The sequence below is a fragment of the Streptomyces sp. NPDC030814 genome, assembly GCF_055572155.1.
The window spans coordinates 14,719-40,964 of record NZ_JBVIDX010000046.1 but is presented as its reverse complement, the minus strand read 5'-3'; the positions used below and the strand labels follow the sequence as shown (position 1 = coordinate 40,964).

22 protein-coding genes are annotated in these 26,246 nt (G+C 70.3%); 18 read left to right on the top strand and 4 right to left on the bottom strand.

The genetic code is table 11. The features are described 5' to 3' along the window. Positions 1-484 precede the first annotated feature (484 nt). Positions 485-1,045, top strand: coding sequence for an HIT family protein (locus ACZ43N_RS41765; RefSeq protein ID WP_468104971.1), 561 nt, complete (start codon positions 485-487; stop codon positions 1,043-1,045). A gap of 282 nt (positions 1,046-1,327) precedes the next feature. On the opposite strand, the gene ACZ43N_RS41760 is transcribed toward ACZ43N_RS41765, so the two are convergent. Both ACZ43N_RS41760 and ACZ43N_RS41755 read right to left on the bottom strand, forming a co-directional pair. Further along, a complete protein-coding gene (locus tag ACZ43N_RS41760; RefSeq protein WP_468104969.1) occupies positions 1,328-2,998 on the bottom strand; it encodes a hypothetical protein in 1,671 nt (556 codons plus the stop codon). Positions 2,999-3,276: 278 nt separating this feature from the next. Continuing rightward, a complete protein-coding gene (locus ACZ43N_RS41755; RefSeq protein WP_468104968.1) occupies positions 3,277-5,475 on the bottom strand; it encodes an elongation factor G-like protein EF-G2 in 2,199 nt (732 codons plus the stop codon). Between the two features lie 261 nt (positions 5,476-5,736). Between ACZ43N_RS41755 and pgsA the strand changes: the two genes are divergently transcribed. From pgsA to ACZ43N_RS41680, 15 genes are all read left to right on the top strand, one after another. Next, positions 5,737-6,483, top strand: a complete 747-nt coding sequence (pgsA, locus tag ACZ43N_RS41750; RefSeq protein WP_468104966.1) for a phosphatidylinositol phosphate synthase — start codon at positions 5,737-5,739, stop codon at positions 6,481-6,483. Next, the gene (locus ACZ43N_RS41745) at positions 6,480-7,436 is read left to right on the top strand and encodes a phosphatidylinositol mannoside acyltransferase (protein WP_468104965.1); all 957 of its coding nucleotides are present in this window, start codon (positions 6,480-6,482) and stop codon (positions 7,434-7,436) included. The genes pgsA and ACZ43N_RS41745 overlap by 4 nt, the downstream gene beginning before the upstream one ends. Then, entirely contained in the window at positions 7,433-8,593 is a 1,161-nt protein-coding gene (locus ACZ43N_RS41740; RefSeq protein WP_468104963.1) for a glycosyltransferase family 4 protein, read from the top strand. Before ACZ43N_RS41745 ends, ACZ43N_RS41740 begins: the two co-directional genes overlap by 4 nt. Positions 8,594-9,048: 455 nt before the next feature. Further along, positions 9,049-9,594 (top strand): LemA family protein, encoded by a 546-nt coding sequence (locus ACZ43N_RS41735; protein WP_468104961.1) that lies wholly within the window; start codon positions 9,049-9,051, stop codon positions 9,592-9,594. Positions 9,595-9,783: 189 nt separating this feature from the next. Beyond that, on the top strand, positions 9,784-10,701 hold the full coding sequence (gene pdxS / locus ACZ43N_RS41730; protein ID WP_468104959.1) for a pyridoxal 5'-phosphate synthase lyase subunit PdxS: 918 nt from the start codon (positions 9,784-9,786) through the stop codon (positions 10,699-10,701). Between the two features lie 48 nt (positions 10,702-10,749). Continuing rightward, on the top strand, positions 10,750-11,355 hold the full coding sequence (gene pdxT / locus ACZ43N_RS41725) for a pyridoxal 5'-phosphate synthase glutaminase subunit PdxT (RefSeq protein WP_468104958.1): 606 nt from the start codon (positions 10,750-10,752) through the stop codon (positions 11,353-11,355). A gap of 78 nt (positions 11,356-11,433) precedes the next feature. Further along, positions 11,434-12,186, top strand: coding sequence for a YebC/PmpR family DNA-binding transcriptional regulator (locus tag ACZ43N_RS41720; protein WP_468104956.1), 753 nt, complete (start codon positions 11,434-11,436; stop codon positions 12,184-12,186). Positions 12,187-12,324: 138 nt separating this feature from the next. Next, entirely contained in the window at positions 12,325-12,873 is a 549-nt protein-coding gene (gene ruvC, locus ACZ43N_RS41715) for a crossover junction endodeoxyribonuclease RuvC (protein ID WP_468104954.1), read from the top strand. Further along, complete coding sequence (ruvA, locus tag ACZ43N_RS41710) at positions 12,870-13,475, top strand: Holliday junction branch migration protein RuvA (protein WP_468104952.1); 606 nt, start codon at positions 12,870-12,872, stop codon at positions 13,473-13,475. The genes ruvC and ruvA overlap by 4 nt, the downstream gene beginning before the upstream one ends. Before the next feature lie 92 nt (positions 13,476-13,567). Beyond that, a complete protein-coding gene (gene ruvB / locus ACZ43N_RS41705; RefSeq protein WP_468104950.1) occupies positions 13,568-14,638 on the top strand; it encodes a Holliday junction branch migration DNA helicase RuvB in 1,071 nt (356 codons plus the stop codon). Positions 14,639-14,812: 174 nt separating this feature from the next. Continuing rightward, positions 14,813-15,307, top strand: a complete 495-nt coding sequence (gene yajC / locus ACZ43N_RS41700) for a preprotein translocase subunit YajC (RefSeq protein ID WP_468104948.1) — start codon at positions 14,813-14,815, stop codon at positions 15,305-15,307. 133 nt (positions 15,308-15,440) lie between these two features. Further along, a complete protein-coding gene (secD, locus tag ACZ43N_RS41695; protein WP_468104946.1) occupies positions 15,441-17,225 on the top strand; it encodes a protein translocase subunit SecD in 1,785 nt (594 codons plus the stop codon). A 1-nt stretch (position 17,226) separates the two neighbouring features. After that, positions 17,227-18,324 carry a protein translocase subunit SecF gene (gene secF, locus ACZ43N_RS41690; RefSeq protein WP_468104944.1) on the top strand — a complete coding sequence of 366 codons (1,098 nt, stop codon included), beginning with the start codon at positions 17,227-17,229 and terminating at the stop codon, positions 18,322-18,324. After that, a complete protein-coding gene (locus tag ACZ43N_RS41685) occupies positions 18,321-18,860 on the top strand; it encodes an adenine phosphoribosyltransferase (RefSeq protein ID WP_468104942.1) in 540 nt (179 codons plus the stop codon). Before secF ends, ACZ43N_RS41685 begins: the two co-directional genes overlap by 4 nt. Positions 18,861-19,153: 293 nt before the next feature. Next, positions 19,154-21,730, top strand: a complete 2,577-nt coding sequence (locus ACZ43N_RS41680) for a RelA/SpoT family protein (protein WP_468104940.1) — start codon at positions 19,154-19,156, stop codon at positions 21,728-21,730. Positions 21,731-21,806: 76 nt separating this feature from the next. On the opposite strand, the gene ACZ43N_RS41675 is transcribed toward ACZ43N_RS41680, so the two are convergent. Both ACZ43N_RS41675 and ACZ43N_RS41670 read right to left on the bottom strand, forming a co-directional pair. Next, the gene (locus ACZ43N_RS41675; protein ID WP_468104938.1) at positions 21,807-23,036 is read right to left on the bottom strand and encodes a DUF349 domain-containing protein; all 1,230 of its coding nucleotides are present in this window, start codon (positions 23,034-23,036) and stop codon (positions 21,807-21,809) included. Between the two features lie 135 nt (positions 23,037-23,171). Beyond that, complete coding sequence (locus tag ACZ43N_RS41670; protein ID WP_468104936.1) at positions 23,172-24,008, bottom strand: peptidylprolyl isomerase; 837 nt, start codon at positions 24,006-24,008, stop codon at positions 23,172-23,174. Between the two features lie 168 nt (positions 24,009-24,176). On the opposite strand from ACZ43N_RS41670, the gene ACZ43N_RS41665 reads away from it, so the two are divergent. Next, positions 24,177-24,902: an MBL fold metallo-hydrolase gene (locus ACZ43N_RS41665; protein WP_468104934.1), complete on the top strand. Its 726-nt coding sequence runs from the start codon at positions 24,177-24,179 to the stop codon at positions 24,900-24,902. 13 nt (positions 24,903-24,915) lie between these two features. Further along, entirely contained in the window at positions 24,916-26,178 is a 1,263-nt protein-coding gene (gene hisS / locus ACZ43N_RS41660) for a histidine--tRNA ligase (RefSeq protein ID WP_468104932.1), read from the top strand. Positions 26,179-26,246 lie beyond the last annotated feature (68 nt).

Sequence of the window (26,246 nt, the reverse complement as noted above, 5' to 3'; positions counted from 1 at the left end):
CGCACCCGCACCAGCCACTTCGCAGCACTTTGCCCCGCCGAGCTCATGCTCGACGGGGCAAAGTAGGACCAGCCCCCGAATAAACCAACAGCGTCTTCCAGTTTCCCCGGGGGCCTCCGTCATCCGCCGACAGACGCGCGTGGACGGCCGCGCGCGCAGCGAGAGCCGGGCCGCTCCCAGGTGCCCGCTGGACCGCGTCATGCATCAGCACCACCCGCAGGGGGCGCAGCAGCGGCAGGACGAGCACAAAGGCGACCCAGGCCGGCAGCGTCACCGCGGGATCCAGGGTCCCGCCCCCCTGGGACATGCCGTCGGCCGGCACCCGCGTCGCGCATGGGCCGGTGAAGCGCACCGACGTCGCGGCGAGTACGCCTCTCATGCGTCACTCCCGGCTGAGGGCGCGACTGTCGTGGTCCATCGCCCTGGCCTGGCCCCGCCCCTCCCGCCCCGCACCCGGCGACACGCCGCGAACGGACGAAGCCATATGCTGCACTGCATGACGAGTGAGCCGGAACAGCAGATCGGAGTGGGAACGCAGGACGCGTTCCAGCGCCTGTGGACGCCCCACCGGATGGCCTACATCCAGGGCGAGAACAAGCCGACCGGCCCGGGGGCCGACGACGGATGCCCGTTCTGCTCGATTCCGGCCAAATCGGATGAGGACGGCCTGATCATCAGGCGCGGAGAGCACGTGTACGCGGTGCTCAACCTCTACCCGTACAACGGCGGCCACCTCATGGTCGTGCCGTACCGCCACGTCGCCGACTACACGGACCTCACCGTCCCGGAGACCGCCGAGCTGGCCGAGCTCACCAAGCAGGCGATGACCGCCCTGCGCACCGCCTCCGGCGCGCACGGCTTCAACATCGGCATGAACCAGGGCACGGTCGCCGGCGCGGGCATCGCGGCCCACCTCCACCAGCACGTCGTGCCCCGCTGGGGCGGCGACACGAACTTCATGCCGGTGGTCGGCCACACGAAGGTCCTGCCGCAGCTGCTGGCCGACACGAGGAAGATGCTGGCGGAGGCGTGGCCGAGTGCGTGAGCGGGGGCGCCTACGCGTTTGCCGGGTGAGGGCGCGTGCGCGTCTGCGGGTGCGTGGGGGCAGTTCGCGCAGTTCCCCGCGCCCCTGAAAGGCGCCTGGGGCTGCGCCCCGCGCTTTTCAGGGGAGGGCGGGCCGAAGGTCCAACCCTTCCGGGGGAGGGCGGGCCGCAGGACCGTCCCTCCGGGGGCGCGGGGAACTGCGCGAGAAACCACACACCACCCGCACCCGCCCGACAACAGTGGCCCCCGAGCTACGAGGCGCCCGGCCAAGCCAGCGCAGCGCTCACGCGTCGTAGACGTCCGCCTTACGCGGCGTAGGATCCTGCACCGCCCCGCTGAGGAACGCCGAACGGGACCCGAACTTCTCGGTGTCCACGCCGTTCTCCGCCAGCACCTTGATCGCGGCGTTGTGCACCACCCGCAGCACGGGCGTGGCGGCGCGCAGCGCGTCGTCGGCCATGAACCGGTGCCGCCACGGCTGGGCCGCCCAGGCGTGCCGCAGGCCGAACGGCTCCGGCAGGCCGATGGAGCCGCCGAGCCAGTTGAGCAGCGGCGGGTACCAGGTCAGCGGGGCCCGCGCGGTGAGCCGTACGACCTCGTCGGCGTCGACGAGCGGGAGCTTCACCTTGCGGGTCTCCCAGAACCTGACCGACTTCTGGACTTCCTTCTCCTTGGCCGCCGGCCCGGTCGTGAACAGGCCGTGCACCGGACCCAGGGCGTGCCCGGTCACCTCGATGCGGAGCGTCTGGTGCAGGACGGTGACCGTGACCAGCATGGTGATGATCAACTGGCCGTCCCAGAGCGTCCATTGGACGCCCAGGTAGTGCCGGTTGCCGCTGCCGAAGTGCTGCTTGTTGCAGATCTCCTGTATGGCGTGGTTCTTGTACTGGTACGCCTCCACGTCGGTGCCGTCGGGGCGGGCCACGGCGTCGGCGCCCTCCCCGATGGGGCTGACGATCCAGTGCTTGATCGACGGGGCCGTGAAACCACCGGTGTTGAGAGGGGTGCGCTCCAGCATGCGCAGCTGGTCGTGGATGGCGCGTATGACGTCCCAGCTGCGGAACGGGTGGATCTCCTTGCCGGCCTCGGCGGGCACCAGGTCCTCGGCGAGCTGCCAGCTGCCCCACCGGGTGCCCATGCCGAGGATGCCCTTGGGGCCGGCGTAGAAGACGAGGTTGGAGCGCTGCTCGGCGCTGAGCCGGGCGAGTTCCTTGCGCAGCTGCTCGGCCTTGGTCTCACCGGGGCTGCCGGGCACGGCCTCGGGGACCTTGGCGCCGATGCCGCCGCCGGACAGCAGACCGGACCAGCGGTCACGCAGGTCCTGGGCGGTGCGCTCGCAGATCTGCTTGGCCCAGAACCAGCCGACCACGGGGAGCACGACGCACGCGCGCGCGTACCAGGCCCAGAAGCCGTCGAACGGCATCCTGAGCAGGAAGATCACGGCCAGGGCGCCCACGGCGACCAGCAGGGTGGTGCCGAGGGCACCGGCCCGCTTGTCGTCCCGCTTGGAGATCGTCGTGCGGATCTGGAAGACCAGCAGCCACAGCAGCAGGCCGGGCAGGAAGAGCAGACCGCACAGGACCATCACCGCCGACAGCCAGTTGTCGCGCTCCCGGCGGATGTTGGTCGCCGCCAGGCAGTGCTCGACGACGACCTGGGGCTCCATGCCGAAGGACTGGATGAGCGGCTTGCGGCCCGCACCGACCATACGGTCCCGCACCGCCAGGGAGAACGCCTCCCCGAGGTTCGGCCGGAAGATCGTCGCCCACTTGCGGCCCGGTTTCACGGTGGACTGGTGCCACTCGTTGTTGGCCTTGAGGATCTCGTCGACCTCGTTGTCCCGGTAGGCCGCGGACGCGAGGGCGTACGTCGCCGCCGTCTGTCCCGCGGTGCCCGTCAGCGGCACCTGTGCCCCGGGAGTGAAATCGAATTCGTCCGCCACCGCCGCCCCCATCGCCGCACACTCGCTCCTGCGGCTCTTCCCGACTTCCGTGCTCCGCACACCTGTTGATCAGGTCATCACCCGATCCGGAGCTGATCAAGCCACACTTGTCGATCAGGTGATCAGCGTATCCGCAGCCACCGGCATCGCGCGGCGCGAAGAACGGACATTCACGGAACCCACCGGCCCTCCCCTCCCACGTACCCGGCCGCGGCACCCGGCACCCGTCGGCGGACGGCTCGCAGCCGCCCGCCGACACGCCGGAAGTCCCTCCTGTCGATCCCCGACCGTCAGTTCTCCCTGGCCCGTTCGCGAAGCCTCTCGGCCACCTGGGGCGGCATCGGTTCGTGCCGGGCGTAGCGGCGGCCGAAACGCGCCGTGCCATGGGAGAGCGAGCGCAGATCGACGGCGTACCGGTCGATCTCGATCTCGGGGACCTCGGCCCGCACCAGGGTGCGTCCGCCGCCCGCCTGTTCCGTGCCGACGACCCGGCCGCGCCGCCCGGACAGGTCGCTCATGACCGGGCCCACGTACTCATCGCCGACCAGGACCGACACCTCGGCCACCGGTTCCAGCAGGTGGATCTTCGCGTCGGCGGCCGCCTCGCGCAGTGCCAGCGCACCCGCCGTCTGGAACGCCGCGTCGGAGGAGTCCACCGAGTGCGCCTTGCCGTCCCGCAGCGTGATCCGCACGTCGATGAGCGGGTAGCCGGCCGCGACACCCTTGGCGGCCTGGGCCCGTACGCCCTTCTCGACGGAGGGGATGAACTGCCGGGGCACGGCCCCGCCGACGACCTTGTCCACGAACTCGATGCCCGAACCGCCCGCCAGCGGCTCCACGTCGATCTCGCAGATCGCGTACTGCCCGTGTCCGCCGGACTGCTTCACATGGCGGCCGCGCCCGGCCGACCTCCCCGCGAACGTCTCCCGCAGGGAGACCTTGTGCGGCACGACGTCGACCTGGACGCCGTACCGGCTGCGCAGCCGCTCCAGTGCCACGTCGGCGTGCGCCTCGCCCAGGCACCAGAGCACCACCTGGTGGGTGTCCTGGTTCTGTTCGAGCCGCATCGTCGGGTCCTCGGCGACCAGCCGGGCGAGGCCCTGGGAGAGCTTGTCCTCGTCGGCCTTGCTGTGCGCCTGGATGGCGAGCGGCAGCAGGGGATCGGGCATCTCCCACGGCTCCATGAGCAGCGGGTCGTCCTTCGACGACAGGGTGTCGCCGGTCTCCGCGCGGTTCAGCTTGGCCACGCACGCCAGGTCGCCGGCGATGCAGTGGGTGAGCGTCCGCTGCTGTTTGCCGAACGGGGCGGACAGGGCGCCGATCCGCTCGTCGACGTCGTGGTCCTCGTGTCCGCGGTCGGCGAGCCCGTGCCCGGACACGTGCACCGTCTCGTCGGGGTGCAGCGTCCCGGAGAAGACCCGCACCAGCGAGATACGGCCCACGTAGGGGTCGCTGGCGGTCTTCACGACCTCGGCGACCAGGGGGCCGTCCGGATCGCAGATCGCCTTGACGTCCCGGGGCGTACCGTCCGGAGCGGTGACCGACGGTGCCTCGCGCTCCAGCGGCGTCGGGAAGCCGCCGGTGATCAGTTCCAGCAGCTCGACGGTGCCGATGCCCTGCCGGGCGCCCTCGGCGGCGGGCGCGGCGGCCAGTACGGGGTGGAAGACACCGCGGGCGACGGCCCGCTCCAGATCGTCGATGAGCGTCTTGAGGTCGATGTCCTCGCCGCCGAGATAGCGGTCCATGAGGGTCTCGTCCTCGCTCTCCGAGATGATCCCCTCGATGAGCCGGTTGCGTGCCTCCTCGATCAGCGGCAGTTGCTCGGGGCCCGGTTCGGACTCCTTGCGCTCCCCGGACGCGTAGTCGAACAGCTTCTGCGTCAGCAGGCCGACCAGACCGGTCACGGGCGCGTGCCCGTCCGGGCCCTGCGGACCGTGCAGCGGCAGATAGAGCGGCAGCACGGCGTCGGGGTCGTCCCCGCCGAACGTCTCCGCGCAGATCCGCGTCATCTCCTCGAAGTCGGCCCGCGCGGCCTCCAGGTGCGTGATCACGATCGCCCGTGGCATGCCGACCGCCGCGCACTCCTCCCACACCATGCGGGTCGAGCCGTCGACGCCGTCGGAGGCCGAGACGACGAAGAGGGCCGCGTCCGCCGCTCGCAGACCGGCCCTGAGTTCCCCGACGAAGTCGGCGTATCCGGGGGTGTCCAGAAGATTGATCTTGCACCCGCCCCATTCCACGGGCACCAGGGAGAGCTGCACCGAGCGTTGCTGCCGGTGCTCGATCTCGTCGTAGTCGGAGACGGTGCCGCCGTCCTCCACGCGGCCCGCCCGGTTCACCGCTCCCGCGGTCAGCGCGAGAGCCTCCACCAGAGTCGTCTTGCCCGAACCGGAGTGGCCGACCAGCACCACATTCCGTACGGACGCGGGGTGGTCGGCCGCCGTAGCCCTGCCGGCGGCCCCAGGGTGTGTGTTCGCCTTGTCGCCCATGATCCTGCCTCCCGTGCACGGTGAGGTCACTGTGGGCGCGGACACGCGAGGGCCGCGTGCGGTGGCGGCTCCGGCGACGCCCGCGGTCCTTCGAGCTTTCCACTCCCTTCACGGCGCGTCCATACGACGGACGTGATCCCTCCTCCCGCGCAGGTGGGGCACGGTGCCGTCCGGCCGTGCCCCTGCCGCGCCACCGGTGCGTCCAGGTCAGGACACGGCAGGCCGATGCCCGACGGCCGCCCGTGCACGCCCGTGGCTACGATGGGCCAGCCGACGGCCAGCAGGGGCCGCCCGGTGACACCGACCCTCGGGAAGGCCATGCTGAACAAGTACGCGCGTGCATTCTTCACGCGTGTCCTCACACCGTTCGCCGCGTTTCTGATCCGCCGGGGCGTCAGCCCGGACACGGTCACGCTCCTCGGCACCGCCGGAGTGATCGCAGGCGCGCTGGTCTTCTACCCCCGGGGCGAGTTCTTCTGGGGCACCATCGTCATCACGCTGTTCGTGTTCTCCGACCTCGTCGACGGCAACATGGCCCGCCAGATGGGCCGTTCCAGCCGCTGGGGCGCCTTCCTCGACTCCACGCTCGACCGCGTCGCCGACGGCGCGATCTTCGGTGGCTTCGCCCTGTGGTACGCGGGCGGCGGCAACGACAACATCCTGTGCGCGGTGTCGATCTTCTGTCTGGCGAGCGGCCAGGTGGTGTCGTACACCAAGGCCCGCGGCGAGTCGATCGGTCTGCCCGTGGCGGTCAACGGACTCGTGGAACGCGCCGAGCGCCTGGTGATCTCGCTGGTCGCGGCCGGTCTCTCGGGACTGCACACGTTCGGTGTGCCCGGCATCGAGGTCCTGCTGCCGATCGCCCTGTGGATCGTCGCCGTCGGCAGCCTCGTCACGCTGATCCAGCGCGTGGTCACCGTGCGCCGCGAGTCCGCCGAGGCGGAGGCCGCGGCCGCGGCGGACGCGGCTCCGGGGGACACCCCGCGCAACAGCGAGGCGACGTCGTGAGCGGTCTCCAGGAGCGCCTCACCGACGGGCTGTACGGCCTCGGCTGGGGCACCGTGAAGAAGCTGCCGGAACCCGTCGCCGTCCGCCTCGGCACCGCCATCGCCGACGCCACCTGGAAGCGGCGCGGCCCCCTCGTACGCCGCCTGGAGGCCAACTACGCGCGCGTGGTGCCGGGCGCGAGCCCCCAGCGGCTCGCGGAGCTGTCCCGCGCGGGCATGCGTTCGTACCTGCGTTACTGGATGGAGTCCTTCCGGCTCCCCGCCTGGAGCGAGGAGCGGATAAGGACGGGCTTCGCCCCCGCGGACATCCACCACCTGACCGACGGCCTCGCCGCGGGCCGGGGCGTGATCCTCGCCCTGCCCCACCTCGCCAACTGGGACCTCGCCGGCGCCTGGGTCACCACCGAGCTGAAGACCCCCTTCACGACGGTCGCCGAACGCCTCAAGCCCGAAACCCTGTACGACCGCTTCGTCGCCTACCGCGAGGGTCTCGGCATGGAGGTCCTGCCGCACAACGGCGGCTCCGCCTTCGGCACACTGGCCCGGCGACTGCGCGACGGCGGCCTGGTCTGCCTGGTCGCCGACCGCGACCTGTCCGCCTCCGGGGTCGAGGTCGACTTCTTCGGCGAGCCGACCCGGATGCCCGCCGGGCCGGCCCTCCTCGCCCAGCAGACCGGCGCCCTGCTGCTGCCGGTCACGCTCTGGTACGACGACTCACCCGTCATGCAGGGGCGCGTACATCCCCCGATCGAAGTACCCCAGTCAGGTACGCGGGCCGAGAAGACGTCTGTCATGACACAGGCGCTGGCCGATGCCTTCGCCACCGGCATCGCCGACCATCCGGAGGACTGGCACATGCTCCAGCGGCTGTGGCTCGCGGACCTCGATCCCGCGAAGGATCCTGGGAGAACCTCCAAGGGATCCTCCCAGGATCCCGGGAAGGGACGCCCGTGAGGATCGGCATCGTCTGCCCGTACTCCTGGGACGTGCCCGGGGGAGTCCAGTTCCACATCCGCGATCTGGCCGACCATCTCATCCGCCTCGGCCACGAGGTGTCCGTCCTGGCCCCCGCCGACGACGACACGCCCCTGCCGCCGTACGTGGTCTCCGCGGGCCGCGCGGTCCCGGTGCCCTACAACGGCTCCGTGGCCCGTCTGAACTTCGGCTTCCTGTCGGCGGCCCGGGTACGCCGCTGGTTGCACGAGGGCACGTTCGACGTGATCCACATCCACGAGCCGGCCTCCCCGTCCCTCGGCCTCCTCGCGTGCTGGGCGGCACAGGGGCCCATCGTCGCCACGTTCCACACCTCCAACCCCCGCTCACGGGCGATGATCGCCGCGTACCCGATCCTCCAGCCGGCCCTGGAGAAGATCAGCGCCCGGATCGCGGTGAGCGAGTACGCCCGCCGCACCCTCGTCGAGCACCTGGGCGGCGACGCGGTCGTCATCCCGAACGGCGTCGACGTGGACTTCTTCGCCCGTGCCAAGCCCGAACCCGACTGGCAGGGCGACACGCTCGGCTTCATCGGCCGGATCGACGAGCCCCGCAAGGGCCTGCCCGTGCTGATGAAGGCCCTGCCGAAGATCCTCGCCGAGCGCCCGCAGACCCGCTTGCTGGTCGCCGGGCGCGGGGACGAGGAGGAGGCCGTGGAATCGCTGCCCGAGGAGCTGCGCTCCCGCGTGGAGTTCCTCGGCATGATCAGCGACGAGGACAAGGCGCGCTTCCTGCGCAGCGTCGACGTGTACGTCGCCCCCAACACCGGCGGCGAGAGCTTCGGCATCATCCTCGTCGAGGCCATGTCGGCGGGCGCCCCGGTCCTCGCCTCCGATCTCGACGCCTTCACCCAGGTCCTCGACCAGGGCGCCGCCGGAGAGCTGTTCGCCAACGAGGACGCCGACGCGCTGGCCGCCGCCGCCGTACGCCTCCTCGCCGACCCCGCCCGTCGCGCCGAGCTCCGGGAGCGCGGCAGCGCCCATGTCCGCCGCTTCGACTGGTCGACGGTCGGTGCGGACATCCTCGGGGTCTACGAAACGGTCACCGAGGGCGCGGCCTCGGTGGCGGCGGACGAGCGGATCGGCCTGCGCGCGCGGCTGGGCCTGGCCAGGGACTGAGACGCGAGGCCAGCACCTGAGACGTGAGGGTGGGGCGGCCGCTCGGCAGGACGGTGGAGCTGGAGCGTGCTGGGCGGCCCCGATGCCCCGACGAGTGGGCGGGCCGCTCAGGGCAGGTCATGCGGCTCGGTAGGGGACGCCCTGGCATCTCCACGGCCAGGGCAGCCGCCCGGTGCCCGGGCGAATCCTGCCCGCGCCCGCCCAGCCCCGCCGCGCATCGCCCCTCCCGCGCGTCCCGCCCCGTCCACCGGTTGTCCGGACCTTCTGGAACGTCCTGTGCCTCGGGGCCTCCCGGTGCCCCGGCGACGCCCCTTGCGGCCAGGCATGCCCCACCGACGTGACGGCCCGGCGTTCCTCGCCGAACAGGGTCGGGCACGGAGCCGGAGGCGAGCGCTCGCGGATCCGGCTTCGGGTGGGTCCGGCTGCCGTGCCGGGCACCGGTAGCCTTGCGGCCCGTGACTTCGACACTCATCTGGATCGCAGTCGTCCTCTTCGCGATCGGCCTCTATCTGAGCTGGACGGCGGGGCGCCTCGACCGCCTGCACGCGCGGATCGACGCCGCCCGCGCCGCGCTCGACGCGCAGCTGCTGCGCCGTGCCTCGGTCGCCCAGGAACTGGCCACCTCCGGGGTGCTGGACCCCGCCGCCTCCATCGTGCTCTACGAGGCGGCGCACGCGGCACGACAGGCCGAGGAGGAGCAGCGCGAGGTCGCCGAGAGCGAGCTGAGCCAGGCGCTGCGCGCCGTGTTCGGCGAGGCGCAGCAGGTGGAGGCGGTGCGGGAGGCCCCGGGGGGCGAGGAGACCGCCAACGAGCTGGCCCAGGCCGTCCGCCGCGTGCCCATGGCCCGGCGGTTCCACAACGACGCCGTGCGCGCCGCCCGTGCCCTGCGCCGCCACCGCAAGGTCCGCTGGTTCCGCCTCGCCGGCCACGCGCCCTTCCCCCTGGCCTTCGAGATGGACGACGAGCCCCCGGCGGCCCTGGCCGACCGGCCGACGACCTGACACCGGTCCGCAGAGCAGGAAAGCCGGGGACGCGGCAGGGGAGCGGGAACCGTGTCCCCCGCCCCCCGTGGCCGAGATCCGCGGCGGAAAACGATCCACCGCCTTTCCATTGGCCCTTGCAGTGGCCTGCGCCTCTCCCGTTTCCTCGGTGATTGCAGAATCCCTCTTCCACCGAGCGAGGTCGAACCCGTGTCCAGCACGCTGCCCAACTCCGCCGCCCAGACCCCCGAAACCGGCACCGCCCGCGTGAAGCGCGGCATGGCCGAGCAGCTCAAGGGCGGCGTGATCATGGACGTCGTCACCCCGGAGCAGGCGAAGATCGCCGAGGACGCGGGTGCGGTCGCGGTCATGGCCCTGGAGCGGGTCCCGGCCGACATCCGCAAGGACGGCGGCGTCGCCCGTATGTCCGACCCCGACATGATCGAGGGCATCATCGACGCCGTCTCCATCCCGGTGATGGCCAAGTCCCGCATCGGCCACTTCGTCGAGGCCCAGGTCCTGCAGTCCCTCGGCGTCGACTACATCGACGAGTCCGAGGTCCTCACCCCGGCCGACGAGGTCAACCACTCCGACAAGTGGGCCTTCACCACCCCCTTCGTCTGCGGCGCCACCAACCTCGGCGAGGCCCTGCGCCGCATCGCCGAGGGCGCGGCCATGATCCGCTCGAAGGGCGAGGCCGGTACCGGCAACGTCGTCGAGGCCGTACGCCACCTGCGCCAGATCAAGAACGAGATCGCCAGGCTGCGCGGCTTCGACAACAACGAGCTGTACGCCGCCGCCAAGGAACTGCGCGCCCCGTACGAGCTGGTCAAGGAGGTCGCCGAGCTGGGCAAGCTCCCGGTGGTCCTCTTCTCCGCCGGTGGCGTCGCGACCCCCGCCGACGCCGCGCTGATGCGCCAGCTGGGCGCCGAGGGCGTCTTCGTCGGCTCCGGCATCTTCAAGTCGGGCGACCCCGCCAAGCGCGCCGCCGCCATCGTGAAGGCCACCACCTTCTTCGACGACCCGAAGATCATCGCGGACGCCTCCCGCAACCTGGGCGAGGCCATGGTCGGCATCAACTGCGACACCCTCCCCGAGGCCGAGCGCTACGCCAACCGCGGCTGGTAAGTCGTCCCTCCGGACCGGACACGTCACCTTCCTAGGGACCTCACTCACATGACTGACGCACCTGTCATCGGCGTCCTGGCACTCCAGGGCGACGTACGGGAGCACCTCATCGCCCTGGCCGCGGCGGACGCCGTGGCCAGGCCGGTGCGGCGCCCCGAGGAGCTCGCCGGGGTGGACGGCCTCGTCATCCCCGGCGGCGAGTCCACCACCATCTCCAAACTGGCCGTCCTCTTCGGCCTCATGGAGCCCCTGCGCACGCGTGTCCGCGACGGACTGCCCGTGTACGGAACCTGCGCCGGCCTGATCATGCTCGCCGACAAGATCCTCGACCCGCGCTCGGGCCAGGAGACCATCGGCGGCATCGACATGATCGTGCGCCGCAACGCCTTCGGACGGCAGAACGAGTCCTTCGAGGCGGCCGTCGACGTGAAGGGCGTCGAGGGCGCACCCGTGGAGGGCGTGTTCATCCGCGCCCCCTGGGTCGAGTCCGTCGGCGCCGAGACCGAGGTGCTCGCCGAGCACGACGGTCACATCGTCGCCGTACGCCAGGGCAACGCCCTGGCCACGTCGTTCCACCCGGAGCTGACCGGCGACCACCGGCTGCACGCGCTGTTCGTCGACATGGTGCACGCGAGCCGGGCGGCCGAGTCCTAGTAGGATCTCCGGGGGTCCCCCAGCCGTTCAACCCTGGGGGCGTTCGTACAGGATGGGTTACGCGAAGGAGACAGGCAGATGTCCGGCCACTCTAAATGGGCCACGACGAAGCACAAGAAGGCCGTGATCGACGCCAAGCGCGGCAAGCTCTTCGCGAAGCTGATCAAGAACATCGAGGTCGCGGCCCGCATGGGCGGCGCCGATCCCGACGGCAACCCGACGCTGTACGACGCCATCCAGAAGGCGAAGAAGTCGTCGGTCCCGAACAAGAACATCGACTCCGCGGTCAAGCGCGGCGCCGGCCTGGAGGCCGGTGGCGCCGACTACGAGACGATCATGTACGAGGGCTACGGCCCGAACGGTGTCGCGGTGCTCATCGAGTGCCTCACCGACAACCGCAACCGCGCCGCCTCCGACGTCCGCGTCGCCATGACCCGCAACGGCGGCTCCATGGCCGACCCGGGTTCCGTGTCGTACCTCTTCAACCGCAAGGGCGTCGTCATCGTCCCCAAGGGCGAACTGTCCGAGGACGACGTCCTCGGTGCCGTGCTCGACGCGGGCGCCGAGGAGGTCAACGACCTCGGTGAGTCCTTCGAGGTGCTCAGCGAGGCCACCGACCTGGTCGCGGTCCGCACCGCCCTCCAGGACGCGGGGATCGACTACGACTCCGCCGAGGCCAACTTCGTCCCGACGATGCAGATCGAGCTGGACGAGGAGGGCGCCAAGAAGATCTTCAAGCTGATCGACGCCCTCGAGGACAGCGACGACGTCCAGAACGTCTTCGCCAACTTCGACGTCAGCGACGACGTGATGGCCAAGGTCGACGCGTAACCGCCGCCAGCCGGACGGACTCCACGTCCGAGCGGACTCCCACGGGCCGACGGGACACCCCGTCGGCCCGTCGCGTTGTCGGCCGTTGTCAGTGGCACCCGATAGCCTGCACAAACAGGTGATCGATGGGAGGGGCGCGTGCGCGTACTGGGGGTGGACCCGGGGCTGACCCGTTGTGGTGTCGGTGTCGTGGAAGGCGTCGCCGGGCGACCGCTGACCATGCTCGGCGTCGGTGTCGTCCGCACGCCGGCGGACGCCGACCTCGGCCACCGTCTCGTCGCGGTGGAGCAGGGCATCGACCAGTGGCTCGACGAGCACCGCCCCGAAGTCGTCGCCGTGGAGCGGGTCTTCAGCCAGCACAATGTCCGGACGGTCATGGGCACCGCCCAGGCCAGCGCCGTCGCCATGCTCTGCGCCGCCCGCCGCGGCATCCCGGTCGCCCTGCACACGCCCAGCGAGGTCAAGGCCGCCGTCACCGGCAGCGGCCGCGCCGACAAGACCCAGGTCGGCGCCATGATCACCCGCCTGTTGCGGCTCGACGCGCCCCCGAAGCCGGCGGACGCCGCCGACGCCCTCGCCCTCGCCATCTGCCACATCTGGCGAGCCCCCGCGCAGAACCGCCTCCAGCAGGCCGTCGCCCTGCACGCAGCCCACGCACCGCACGCACGGAAAGGCCGTACGGCATGATCGCCTTCGTCAGCGGCACGGTCGCCGCCCTCGCTCCCGACACCGCGGTGGTCGAGGTCGGCGGTGTCGGCATGGCCGTCCAGTGCACGCCCAACACCCTCTCCACCCTCCGCCTCGGCCAGCCGGCCAAGCTTGCCACCTCCCTCGTCGTCCGTGAGGACTCCCTCACCCTGTACGGCTTCGTGGACGACGACGAGCGTCAGGTCTTCGAGCTGCTGCAGACCGCGAGCGGCGTCGGCCCCCGTCTCGCCCAGGCGATGCTGGCCGTGCACACCCCCGACGCGCTGCGCCGAGCCGTGTCCACCGGCGACGAGAAGGCGCTGATCGCCGTCCCCGGCATCGGCAAGAAGGGCGCCCAGAAGCTGCTGCTGGAACTGAAGGACCGCCTGGGCGAGCCCATCGGCGCCCCCGCGGTCGGCGCCCCGGTCACCCAGAGCTGGCGCGACCAGCTGCACGCGGCCCTGATCGGCCTCGGGTACGCGACCCGTGAGGCCGACGAGGCCGTGTCGGCCGTGGCCCCCCAGGCGGAGGCCGCCGAAGGCACGCCCCAGGTGGGCCAGTTGCTGAAGGCGGCCCTCCAGACCCTCAACAGAGCCCGCTGACCGCTCCGTCGAGGCGGACACCGCACACGGCCCGCCCCGACGACTCCTGCACTCCGCCACTCCACCCGACCGCTACCCGCGAGGCACAGCAGATGAACTGGGACGACACGACCGACGCGACAGCCCCCGAGCGGCTGGTGGGTTCTGTCGCCGACCGTGAGGACCAGGCCGTCGAGGCGGCCCTGCGTCCCAAGGACCTGGACGAGTTCATCGGACAGGAGAAGGTCCGCGAACAACTCGACCTCGTCCTGCGGGCCGCACGCGCGCGCGGGGCGACGGCCGACCACGTCCTGCTCTCAGGCGCCCCCGGCCTCGGCAAGACCACCCTTTCCATGATCATCGCAGCCGAGATGGGCGCACCCATCCGCATCACCTCCGGCCCCGCCATCCAGCACGCCGGCGACCTGGCCGCGATCCTCTCCTCCCTCCAGGAGGGCGAGGTCCTCTTCCTCGACGAGATCCACCGCATGTCCCGGCCCGCCGAAGAGATGCTCTACATGGCGATGGAGGACTTCCGGGTCGACGTCATCGTCGGCAAGGGTCCCGGCGCCACCGCCATCCCGCTGGAACTGCCGCCCTTCACCCTGGTCGGCGCCACCACCCGCGCGGGACTGCTGCCGCCGCCGCTGCGTGACCGCTTCGGCTTCACCGCCCACATGGAGTTCTACGAACCCGCCGAGCTGGAACGCGTCATCCACCGCTCGGCGAACCTGCTCGACGTGGAGATCAACCCGGACGGCGCCGCCGAGATCGCCGGCCGCTCCCGGGGCACCCCACGCATCGCCAACCGCCTGCTGCGCCGCGTCCGGGACTATGCGCAGGTCAAGGCGGACGGGATCATCACGCGCGACATCGCCGCCGCGGCCCTCGCCGTCTACGAAGTGGACGCCCGTGGCCTCGACCGCCTAGACCGCGGCGTGCTCGAAGCCCTGCTCAAGCTCTTCGGCGGCGGACCGGTCGGCCTGTCCACCCTGGCCGTCGCCGTGGGGGAGGAGCGCGAGACCGTCGAAGAGGTCGCCGAACCCTTCCTCGTCCGCGAGGGACTGCTCGCCCGCACACCCCGCGGACGCGTCGCCACCCCCGCCGCCTGGACCCACCTCGGTCTCACCCCGCCACGCGGCACGACCGGCGCAAACGGACAGCAGGACCTGTTCGGGGCGTGACCTTCTCGTGACGGCGCGGTACTCGCCCGGCAAGGAACCACGGTGACATGCTGTGCGTTGTTCCATCACGGTGGACTCGCTTAGACTCCGCCGATGCCGCCCTTGTCGGCAGCACACATACCCCCAACCATCAGGCCGCTCGCCATCGCGGTCGTGTGAAGGAAGTTCCGACCCGTGAGTCTCGTGACCCTCCTCCCGTTCATCGTGCTCATCGGGGCCATGATCCTGATGACCCGATCGGCCAAGAAGAAGCAGCAGCAGGCCGTCGACATGCGGAACCAGATGCAGCCCGGTTCCGGCGTCCGCACGATCGGGGGCATGTACGCGACGGTCAAGGAGGTCAGCGAGGACACGGTCCTCCTCGACGCCGGGCCGGGCGTCGAGCTGCTGTTCGCGAAGAACGCCATCGGTGCCGTCCTCAGTGACGAGGAGTACAACCGCATCGTCCACGGCATCGAGCACGACCTGAAGTCCGACGTCGTCCCGGACGACGCCTCCTCCCTCACCGAGACCGACGAGCCCTCCGACGACGCTTCCGCCGCTTCCGACGACAAGCCCATCGACCTCGGCAAGAAGGACGTGTCCGACGACGCGACCGACGAGGCCGCCGAGGCGAAGGCCGACGAAGCAGAGCCGAAGAAGACAGACGGCGAGTCCGACGCGAAGTAGTCACGTCCCGGGAGCACGGGCGAGAACCGCCCGAGCCCCGGGAACGTGCCGTTTTCGCCCGGATTCCCGACACCAGTCATGGCCGCCTCCGCGCTGACCCCGCGCACGGCGGCCCGAGAGGGAGTACGAGAAGGTGGCAGCACCGAAGAAGGGCCGGAGCGCCAACGCCCAGAGCAAGCCTGGGCGCGCGCTGGCCCTCATCCTGATCGCCATCGTGGCGCTCACTGGGGGAATGTTCGCCTCCGGACACACCAAGCCGCGTCTCGGCATCGACCTCGCCGGTGGTACGAGTATCACGCTGACGGCGATCAACGAGCCCGGCCAGCCCAACGCGATCAACAAGACCAACATGGACACCGCGGTCGAGATCATGAACCGCCGTGTCAACGGTCTGGGCGTCTCCGAGGCGGAAGTGCAGACCCAGGGCAATGAGAACATCATTGTCAACATTCCCAAGGGCACGGACTCCGAGGAGGCCCGGGACCAGGTCGGCACCACCGCGAAGCTCTACTTCCGCCCCGTCCTGAGGGTCGAGGGCAGCGGAGCCGCGGCTCTCCCGAGCACCCCGCCGAGCGGCGACCCCAGCGGCAGCGCCTCGCCCAGCCCATCGAAGTCCGGTGAAAAGAACACGGACAAGAGCACGGACAAGGCGACGTCTCCCGAGTCCCCCAGCCCGACGGGCTCCGCGACCTCGCAGGGCCGCGCCGTCACCGACGCGCTGAAGGCCGACCCGACTCCGTCGCCGAGCGGTTCCGGCTCCCCGAAGGCCTCCGACAAGGCATCTCCGACCCCCACCCCGAGCGCCGACAAGGGCACCCAGGCGCTGGAGGCGGCGTTCGCGAAGCTCGACTGCAGCGACCCCAAGCAGCGTGCTGCCGCCGGCAAGGGCAAGAACAACGAGCCCATCATCGCCTGCGGTGAGGAAGCCCCCAAGGTCTGGAGCAAGCTCCTGCTCGGCCCGGTGGGCGTCGACGGTACGGAGATCACCAAGGCCGAGGCGATCCTCGACACCCAGAACGCCAGCGGGTGGAAGGTCGTCATGGACTTCGACTCCAAGGGCAGCAAGAAGTTCCTCGACGTCACCACCAAGCTCTCCAGCCAGCCCTCCCCGCAGAACCAGTTCGCGATCGTCCTGGACGACGAGGTGGTCTCGCACCCCGAGGTCAACAGCCCGATCACCGGTGGCAAGGCCGAGATCTCCGGCAGCTTCACCCAGGACGAGGCCCAGAACCTCGCCAACATGCTGTCGTACGGCGCGCTCCCGCTGACCTTCAAGGAGTCCAGCGTCACCACGGTCGACGCCGCGCTCGGCGGTGAGCAGCTGCAGGCGGGTCTGATCGCCGGCGCCATCGGGCTCGCCCTGGTCGTGGTCTACCTGCTCGTGTACTACCGCGGCCTGTCCCTCATCGCCATCGCCTCGCTGCTGGTCTCCGCTGCGCTCACCTACGTGATCATGTCGTTGCTCGGCCCGGCCATCGGCTTCGCGCTGAACCTGCCGGCCGTGTGCGGTGCCATCGTCGCGATCGGCATCACAGCGGACTCGTTCATCGTGTACTTCGAACGCGTCCGGGACGAGATCCGCGAGGGCCGTTCGCTGCGCCCGGCCGTCGAGCGCGCCTGGCCGCGTGCCCGGCGCACCATCCTGGTCTCCGACTTCGTGTCGTTCCTCGCCGCCGCCGTGCTCTTCGTGGTCACCGTCGGCAAGGTCCAGGGCTTCGCGTTCACGCTCGGTCTGACCACTCTGCTCGACGTCGTCGTGGTCTTCTTCTTCACCAAGCCGCTGCTGACGCTGCTGGCCCGCAGGAAGTTCTTCGCAGGCGGCCACCGCTGGTCCGGCCTCGACCCGAAGAGCCTGGGTGTGCAGCCGCCGCTGCGCCGTACGCGCCGTCCCGCCCCCGCCGACCCGAAGGAGGCCTGAGATGTCCAAGCTCGGTGACCTCGGAGCACGACTCCACCGCGGCGAGGTCGGCTACGACTTCGTCGGCAACCGCAAGATCTGGTACGCGGTCTCCATCCTGATCACCATCACGGCCATCGTCGGCCTGGCGGTGCGCGGCATGAACATGGGCATCGAGTTCCAGGGCGGTGCCGTCTTCACCACTCCGAAGACCAGCGTCTCCTCCTCGCAGGCGGAGGAGGCCGCGGAGAAGGCGTCCGGTCACGACGCGATCGTGCAGGGACTTGGCACCGGCGCACTGCGGATCCAGGTCTCCGGTGTGGAGACCGGCCAGGCCGACCAGATCAAGAAGGACATCGCCGAGGACCTGAACATCAGCCCGGAGAAGATCAGCGCGGAGCTGGTCGGACCCAGCTGGGGCGACCAGATCGCCAACAAGGCCTGGCAGGGCCTGGGCATCTTCCTGGTCCTCGTGGTGATCTACCTGGCGATCGCGTTCGAGTGGCGTATGGCCGTCGCCGCGTTCGTCGCCCTGATCCACGACATCACCATCACCGTCGGCATCTACGCCCTCGTCGGCTTCGAGGTGACGCCGGGTACGGTGATCGGTCTGCTGACCATCCTCGGTTACTCGCTCTACGACACGGTCGTCGTCTTCGACAGCCTCAAGGAGCAGACGAAGGACATCACCAAGCAGACCCGCTGGACGTACAGCGACATCGCCAACCGCTCGATCAACAGCACCCTGGTGCGGTCCATCAACACCACGGTGGTCGCACTGCTGCCGGTCGCCGGTCTGCTCTTCATCGGTGGCGGTGTCCTCGGCGCGGGCATGCTGAACGACATCTCGCTGTCGCTGTTCGTCGGCCTCGCGGCCGGTGCGTACTCCTCGATCTTCATCGCCACTCCGCTCGTCGCCGACCTCAAGGAGCGCGAGCCGCAGATGAAGGCCCTGAAGAAGCGTGTCCTCGCCAAGCGCGCCCAGGCGCAGCAGGCGGCGGAGACCGCCACCGACGGCCGCCACCACGCGGACGAGCACGAGGACGCGACCCCCGCCGTGGTCGGCCCGCGCTCCCAGTCCGGGGCCCGCAGCCGGGGCCGGGGCGGTAAGCGGCGATGACCGACATCGAGGAGCTGCTGCTCAGCCGCATCCGCGACGTCGCGGACTACCCGGAACCGGGCGTGATGTTCAAGGACATCACCCCGCTGCTGGCCGACCCGGCGGCGTTCACCGCGCTGACGGACGCGCTGGCGGAGGTGACCGTGCGGCACGGCGCCACGAAGATCGTCGGCCTGGAGGCCCGCGGCTTCATCCTGGGTGCCCCGGCCGCCGTCCGGGCCGGCGTCGGCTTCATCCCCGTACGCAAGGCGGGCAAGCTCCCCGGAGCCACGCTCAGCCAGGCGTACGACCTGGAGTACGGGTCCGCCGAGATCGAGGTGCATGCCGAGGACCTCGCCGCGGGCGACCGCGTCATGGTCATCGACGACGTCCTCGCCACCGGCGGCACCGCCGAGGCCTCCCTCCAGCTGATCCGCCGCGCCGGCGCCGAGGTGGCGGGCGTCGCGGTGCTGATGGAGCTGGCCTTCCTGGCCGGACGACAGCGCCTGGAGCCGACGCTCGGCGGAGCACCGCTGGAGGCGCTGATAACCGTCTGACACGGTTCGCGCGACCACACGGAACGGGCGCCCCGGGATTCGTCCCCGGGGCGCCCGTTCCGTTCTTGGACGTTCGCTGCCCGCTGCGCAAGAGGAGCAAGCCCACGTACGGCTGCGCCACTGACCGCTACGCGCACCCCGAGGCGGGCCCGGAGGAATCCGGCGCCCGCCCCTCGTGTTTCACGGGTAGACGGCCCTCACAGTGGCCTGAAGGCGATCCCGGGGCGCAGGATCGCTACCATGGGTGCTCCGGAGCCTGACCGGGGGACCCGGATCGCGCACGAGGAGCCCTCTTGGCAGACGAGGCCCAGCACCTGACCGCCGCCAAGCCCGAGCCCGCCTCGGGCCCCGCGGCCAAGCCCGCGCAGAACGCGACGCAGGCGATGAACCCCGCGCAGGGCTCGGTCGAGCACGCCCAGTCCGCGCCCGCCGACAAGGCCCCCGAGCCGTCGCGCCCCAAGCCCGCCCCGGCCGCCGACTCCGGCCGGACGGGGGCAGAGCCGGCGCCCGAGCGCCCCGCGCCCGCCCCGGCGCCCCCGGCCCGCTCCGGCGCCCCCGGCCAGCCCGCCCGCTCCGGCTCCTCCAACCGCGTCCGCGCCCGGCTCGCCCGCCTCGGCGTGCAGCGCTCCAACCCGTACAACCCGGTCCTGGAACCACTGTTGCGGATCGTGCGCAGCAACGACCCGAAGATCGAGACGTCGACGCTCCGCCAGATCGAGAAGGCCTACCAGGTCGCCGAGCGCTGGCACCGGGGCCAGAAGCGCAAGAGCGGCGACCCGTACATCACCCACCCCCTCGCGGTGACCACGATCCTCGCCGAGCTCGGCATGGACCCTGCCACCTTGATGGCGGGTCTGCTGCACGACACCGTCGAGGACACCGAGTACGGTCTCGACCAGCTCCGCCGCGACTTCGGCGACTCCGTGGCCCTCCTCGTCGACGGCGTCACCAAGCTGGACAAGGTCAAGTTCGGCGAGGCCGCCCAGGCCGAGACCGTGCGCAAGATGGTCGTCGCCATGGCCAAGGACCCCCGCGTCCTGGTCATCAAGCTCGCCGACCGCCTGCACAACATGCGCACCATGCGCTACCTCAAGCGCGAGAAGCAGGAGAAGAAGGCGCGCGAGACCCTGGAGATCTACGCGCCGCTCGCCCACCGCCTGGGCATGAACACCATCAAGTGGGAGTTGGAGGACCTCGCCTTCGCGATCCTCTACCCCAAGATGTACGACGAGATCGTCCGCCTCGTCGCCGAGCGGGCCCCCAAGCGCGACGAGTACCTCGCCATAGTGACCGACGAGGTCCAGCAGGACCTGCGCGCGGCCCGCATCAAGGCCACCGTCACCGGCCGCCCGAAGCACTACTACAGCGTCTACCAGAAGATGATCGTCCGAGGCCGTGACTTCGCGGAGATCTACGATCTGGTCGGCATCCGCGTCCTGGTGGACACCGTCCGCGACTGCTACGCGGCGCTGGGCACCGTCCACGCCCGCTGGAACCCGGTTCCGGGGCGGTTCAAGGACTACATCGCGATGCCCAAGTTCAACATGTACCAGTCGCTGCACACGACGGTCATCGGGCCCAACGGCAAGCCGGTCGAACTCCAGATCCGCACGTTCGACATGCACCGCCGCGCCGAGTACGGCATCGCCGCGCACTGGAAGTACAAGCAGGAGGCCGTCGCCGGCGCCTCCAAGGTGCGCACGGACGCGCCCCGGACCACCGGCAAGGATGACCACCTCAACGACATGGCGTGGCTGCGCCAGCTGCTGGACTGGCAGAAGGAGACCGAGGACCCCGGCGAGTTCCTGGAGTCCCTGCGCTTCGACCTGTCCCGCAACGAGGTCTTCGTCTTCACCCCGAAGGGTGACGTCATAGCGCTGCCGGCCAGCGCCACCCCCGTGGACTTCGCGTACGCGGTCCACACCGAGGTCGGCCACCGCACCATAGGCGCCCGGGTCAACGGACGCCTGGTTCCCCTGGAGTCCACCCTCGACAACGGCGACCTGGTGGAGGTCTTCACCTCCAAGGCCGCCGGTGCGGGCCCCTCCCGCGACTGGCTCGGCTTCGTGAAGTCGCCGCGCGCCCGCAACAAGATCCGCGCCTGGTTCTCCAAGGAGCGGCGCGACGAGGCCATCGAGCAGGGCAAGGACGCCATCGTCCGCGCCATGCGCAAGCAGAACCTGCCGATCCAGCGCATCCTCACCGGCGACTCCCTGGTCACCCTCGCGCACGAGATGCGCTACCCGGACATCTCCGCGCTCTACGCCGCCATAGGCGAGGGCCATGTCTCCGCGCAGAGCGTCGTGCAGAAGCTCGTCCAGGCCCTCGGCGGCGAGGAGGCGGCCACCGAGGAGATCGACGAGGCGGTACCGCCCACCCGCAGCCGCCGCAAGCGGCGCGGCAGCAACGACCCCGGTGTCGTGGTCAAGGGCGTCGAGGACGTCTGGGTCAAACTGGCCCGCTGCTGCACGCCCGTCCCCGGCGACCCCATCATCGGCTTCGTCACCCGGGGCAGCGGCGTGTCGGTCCACCGCAACGACTGCGTCAACGTCGAATCGCTGTCCCGTGAGCCCGAGCGCATCCTCGAGGTCGAGTGGGCGCCCACCCAGTCCTCGGTCTTCCTCGTGGCCATACAGGTCGAGGCCCTGGACCGCTCACGGCTGCTGTCGGACGTCACCCGCGTCCTGTCCGACCAGCACGTCAACATCCTCTCGGCCGCCGTCCAGACCTCCCGCGACCGCGTCGCCACCTCACGCTTCACCTTCGAGATGGGCGACCCGAAGCACCTGGGCCACGTCCTGAAGGCAGTCAGGGGAGTGGAGGGCGTCTACGACGTGTACCGGGTCACATCGGCCCGCAGGCCCGGCTGACCCGAGAAGGCCGCCAACGAGTGGGGGGCTCCCGTACGAACCGTACGGGAGCCCCCCACTCGTTGAGCACGCGGCGTCAGCCGCCGAACTCCTGCAGACCCTTCAGCGCCTGGTCCAGCAGCGCCTGGCGGCCCTCGAGCTCACGCTGGAGCTTGTCGGCCTTGGCGTTGTTGCCCTGGGCACGGGCCTGCTCGATCTGGCCCTTCAACTTGTCGACGGCGGCCTGCAGCTGGCCGGTGAGACCGGCGGCACGGGCGCGGGCCTCCGGGTTCGTCCGGCGCCACTCCGCCTCCTCGGCCTCCTGGATGGCCCGCTCGACCGCGTGCATCCGGCCCTCCACCTTCGGGCGGGCGTCGCGCGGCACATGGCCGATGGCCTCCCACCGCTCGTTGAGCGAGCGGAAGGCGGCGCGGGCCGCCTTGAGATCCGTCACGGGCAGGATCTTCTCCGCCTCGCCGGCCAGCTCCTCCTTGAGCTTGAGGTTCTCGGCCTGCTCGGCATCACGCTCGGCGAACACCGAGCTACGGGCGGCGAAGAACACGTCCTGCGCACCGCGGAAACGGTTCCACAGGTCGTCCTCGTGCTCGCGCTGGGCGCGGCCCGCCGCCTTCCACTCGGCCATCAGCTCGCGGTAGCGCGCGGCGGTGGGGCCCCAGTCCGTCGAGCTCGACAGCGCCTCCGCCTCGGCGACCAGCTTCTCCTTCGTCTTGCGGGCCTCCTCGCGCTGCGCGTCGAGCTGCGCGAAGTGGGCCTTGCGGCGCTTGGAGAATGCCGAGCGGGCGTGCGAGAACCGGTGCCAGAGCTCGTCGTCGGACTTCCGGTCGAGCCGCGGCAGGCCCTTCCAGGTGTCCACCAGGGCGCGCAGCCGCTCACCGGCAGCCCGCCACTGGTCCGACTGCGCCAGCTCCTCCGCCTCGGCGACCAGTGCCTCCTTGGCGTGCCGGGCCTCGTCGGACTGCTTCGCCCGCTGCTGCTTGCGCTCCTCACGGCGTGCCTCGACGGTCTCGACGAGCTTGTCCAGCCGCACCTTGAGCGCGTCCAGGTCACCGACGGCGTGATGCGCGTCCACCTGCTCGCGAATGTGGTCGATCGCGGCCTGGGCGTCCTTCGCCGACAGGTCGGTGGTCTTCACCCGCTTCTCGAGGAGGCCGATTTCGACGACCAGGCCCTCGTACTTGCGCTCGAAGTAGGCCAGCGCCTCCTCGGGGGAGCCGGCCTGCCAGGAACCGACGACCTGCTCGCCGTCGGCCGTACGCACGTACACGGTCCCCGTCTCGTCGACGCGGCCCCACGGGTCGCTGCTCACAGCGCCTCCTCCACATGATGCCTGCGGGGGGCTGAAGCTCCCCCGGGCATCGTCCACAGTTTCGTCACGGCCAACATAGGCGACCGGCGGGTTGCCTGTCCGCATCCCGCGCGACCGAAATTTCGCTGTTGGCGGTCAGGACTTCTTGACAGTCGCCTTGTTGATCACCACGGTCGCGTTGGGCGTCCCATCACCCATGCCCGTGTTCTCACCCGCGTCGGCGATCTTCTTCAGGACCTTCATGCCGTCCTTGGAGACCGTGCCGAACGGGGTGTAGTTGGCCGGCAGCGGGCTGTCCTGGAAGACCAGGAAGAACTGGCTGCCGCCGCTGTCCTTGCCCTGACCCGTCTGAGCGTTGAACTGGTTCGCCATGGCGACCGTGCCCGCCGGGTACACATCGCCCTTCAGACGCGAGTCCTTCAGGTTCTCGTCCGGGATGGTGTAGCCGGGACCGCCCATGCCGGTGCCTTTCGGGTCACCGCACTGCAGCACATAGATGCCCTGCGTGGTGAGACGGTGGCACTTGGTGTGGTCCAAATAGCCCTTGTTCACCAGGAAGTCGAACGAGTTGACGGTGTGCGGGGCCTTCGCCGCGTCCATCGTTATGCCGATGGCACCGCAGGTCGTCTGCAGGTCCATCGTGTACTTCGCGGTCTTGTCGATGGTGATCGCGGGTTCCTTCTTGAAGGTGAGTTCCTTCACCTTGCCCGCGGCCGGCTTCTCGCACGGATCCGGTGCCTTGCTCGGCTTGGGGCTGGGCGACACCTGCGAGCTCGCGTTCTCCTTCTTGCCGTCGTCCTTCAGGACCCCGGTCGTGTACAGCGCGAGGCTGCCGACCAGGATCACGCCGAGAACCGAGGCGATCACGGCATTGCGGACATGTGCCTTGCGCCGGGCCTGGGTGCGCCGCTGCTGCTGCCGCAAGAACTTCTCCCGGGCGAGCTGACGCCGCCGCTGTTCCTGGCTGACCACCGGGTTCTCTCCTCATGCGTCTCGTACGTCGACGGGTGCGTCGTGCGTCTCGTGAGCCGACTGTTTGTGTGTGACCCGTACCGTATATGGGTTCGCTGAGGAAACGGCAGCGCCGGTAGGCTCTGATCCACAGCAACCCATCCCTCGTACGACACAAGAAGGACGATCGTGCTCATTGCCGGGTTCCCCGCCGGGGCCTGGGGGACCAACTGTTATCTGGTCGCCCCCGCCGCCGGTGAGGAGTGCGTGATCATCGACCCGGGCCACGAGGCCACCCAGGGAGTCGAGGAGACGCTGAAGAAGCATCGGCTCAAGCCCGTCGCCGTCGTCCTCACCCACGGCCACCTCGACCATGTGGCCTCGGTCGTCCCGGTGTGCGGCGCGCACGACGTACCGGCGTGGATCCACCCCGAGGACCGGTACATGATGAGCGACCCCGAGAAGGCGCTCGGCCGCTCCATCGGCATGCCGCTCATGGGCGAGCTGACCATCGGCGAGCCCGACGACGTCAAGGAGCTGACCGACGGCTCGCAGCTGAAGCTGGCCGGTCTGGAGCTGTCCGTCGCGCACGCGCCCGGCCATACCAAGGGGTCGGTGACCTTCCGGATGCCCGAGAGCTCGGAGATCCCCTCCGTGTTCTTCTCCGGGGATCTGCTCTTCGCCGGCTCCATCGGACGCACCGACCTGCCCGGCGGTGACATGGCCGAGATGCTCGACTCGCTGGCCCGCGTGTGCCTGCCGCTCGACGACTCGACCGTGGTGCTGTCCGGCCACGGCCCCCAGACGACCATCGGCCAGGAGCGCGCCACCAACCCGTATCTGCGGCAGTTGGTGGCCGCAGGCCGCCAAGAACGCGGTGCGGGTCCGACGGCCCCTCCCCGACGAGGAATGTGACGAGAGACCTTCCGTGAGTACCTTCCAGGCCCCCAAGGGCACGTACGACCTGCTGCCGCCCCGCTCCGCCAAGTTCCTCGCGGTGCGAGAGGCCATCGCCGGGCCCCTGCGCAACTCCGGTTACGGCTACGTCGAGACGCCCGGCTTCGAGAACGTGGAGCTGTTCGCCCGCGGTGTAGGCGAGTCGACCGACATCGTGACCAAGGAGATGTACGCCTTCGAGACGAAGGGCGGCGACCGGCTGGCCCTGCGCCCCGAGGGCACCGCCTCCGTCCTGCGCGCCACCCTGGAGGCGAACCTCCACCGCCAGGGCAACCTTCCCGTCAAGCTCTGGTACTCGGGTTCGTACTACCGCTACGAGAACCCGCAGGCGGGCCGCTACCGCCACTTCTCCCAGGTCGGCGCCGAGGCCATCGGGGCCGAGGACCCGGCCCTCGACGCCGAATTGATCATCCTGGCCGACCAGGCGTACCGCTCGCTGGGCCTCAGGAACTTCCGCATCCTGCTGAACAGCCTGGGCGACAAGGAGTGCCGTCCCGTCTACCGGGCCGCACTCCAGGAGTTCCTGGGTGGCCTGGACCTGGACGAGGACACGCTCCGGCGCGCGGAGATCAACCCGCTCCGCGTCCTCGACGACAAGCGCGAGTCGGTCCAGAAGCAGCTCGGGGACGCCCCGATGCTGCGTGACTACCTGTGCGACGCCTGCAAGGCGTACCACGAGGAGGTGCGCGAGCTGATCACGGCGGCGGGCGTCTCCTTCGAGGACGACCCGAAGCTCGTCCGCGGCCTGGACTACTACACGCGGACCACCTTCGAGTTCGTTCACGACGGACTGGGCTCCCAGTCCGCGGTGGGCGGGGGCGGCCGCTACGACGGTCTGTCCGAGATGATCGGCGGCCCCGCGCTGCCGTCCGTGGGCTGGGCCCTCGGCGTCGACCGCACGGTCCTGGCCCTGGAGGCGGAGGGCATCGAGCTGGAAATCCCCGCCGCCACCAGCGTGTTCGCCGTCCCGCTCGGTGAGGAGGCCCGCCGTCTGCTGTTCGCCAAGGTCACCGAGTTGCGCAAGGTGGGCATCGCGGCCGACTTCTCGTACGGCGGGAAGGGCTTGAAGGGTGCGATGAAGAACGCCAACCGCAGCGGCGCGCGGTACACGATCGTCGCGGGGGAGCGCGACCTCGCCGAAGGTGTCGTGCAGCTCAAGGACATGGAGTCCGGCGAGCAGGTGGCGATCGGTGTGAACGAGATCGTGGCCGAGCTGGAAGCCCGCCTGGGCTGAGTCAAGCCGGTGCCGCCCCCGTCGCCCGATCAGGGCGGCGGGGGCGACATTTACGTCCAGCGAACGGT

Bases quoted from the DNA above. Each gene is read 5' to 3' on its own strand.
- ACZ43N_RS41685 (WP_468104942.1), top strand. From the start codon at position 18,321: ATGACCGACATCGAGGAGCTGCTGCTCAGCCGCATCCGCGACGTCGCG.
- ACZ43N_RS41755 (WP_468104968.1), bottom strand. From the start codon at position 5,475: ATGGGCGACAAGGCGAACACACACCCTGGGGCCGCCGGCAGGGCTACG.
- ruvA (WP_468104952.1), top strand. From the start codon at position 12,870: ATGATCGCCTTCGTCAGCGGCACGGTCGCCGCCCTCGCTCCCGACACC.
- ACZ43N_RS41765 (WP_468104971.1), top strand. From the start codon at position 485: ATGCTGCACTGCATGACGAGTGAGCCGGAACAGCAGATCGGAGTGGGA.
- ACZ43N_RS41720 (WP_468104956.1), top strand. From the start codon at position 11,434: ATGTCCGGCCACTCTAAATGGGCCACGACGAAGCACAAGAAGGCCGTG.
- ruvB (WP_468104950.1), top strand. From the start codon at position 13,568: ATGAACTGGGACGACACGACCGACGCGACAGCCCCCGAGCGGCTGGTG.
- pdxT (WP_468104958.1), top strand. From the start codon at position 10,750: ATGACTGACGCACCTGTCATCGGCGTCCTGGCACTCCAGGGCGACGTA.
- pgsA (WP_468104966.1), top strand. From the start codon at position 5,737: ATGGGCCAGCCGACGGCCAGCAGGGGCCGCCCGGTGACACCGACCCTC.
- secF (WP_468104944.1), top strand. From the start codon at position 17,227: ATGTCCAAGCTCGGTGACCTCGGAGCACGACTCCACCGCGGCGAGGTC.
- ACZ43N_RS41760 (WP_468104969.1), bottom strand. From the start codon at position 2,998: ATGGGGGCGGCGGTGGCGGACGAATTCGATTTCACTCCCGGGGCACAG.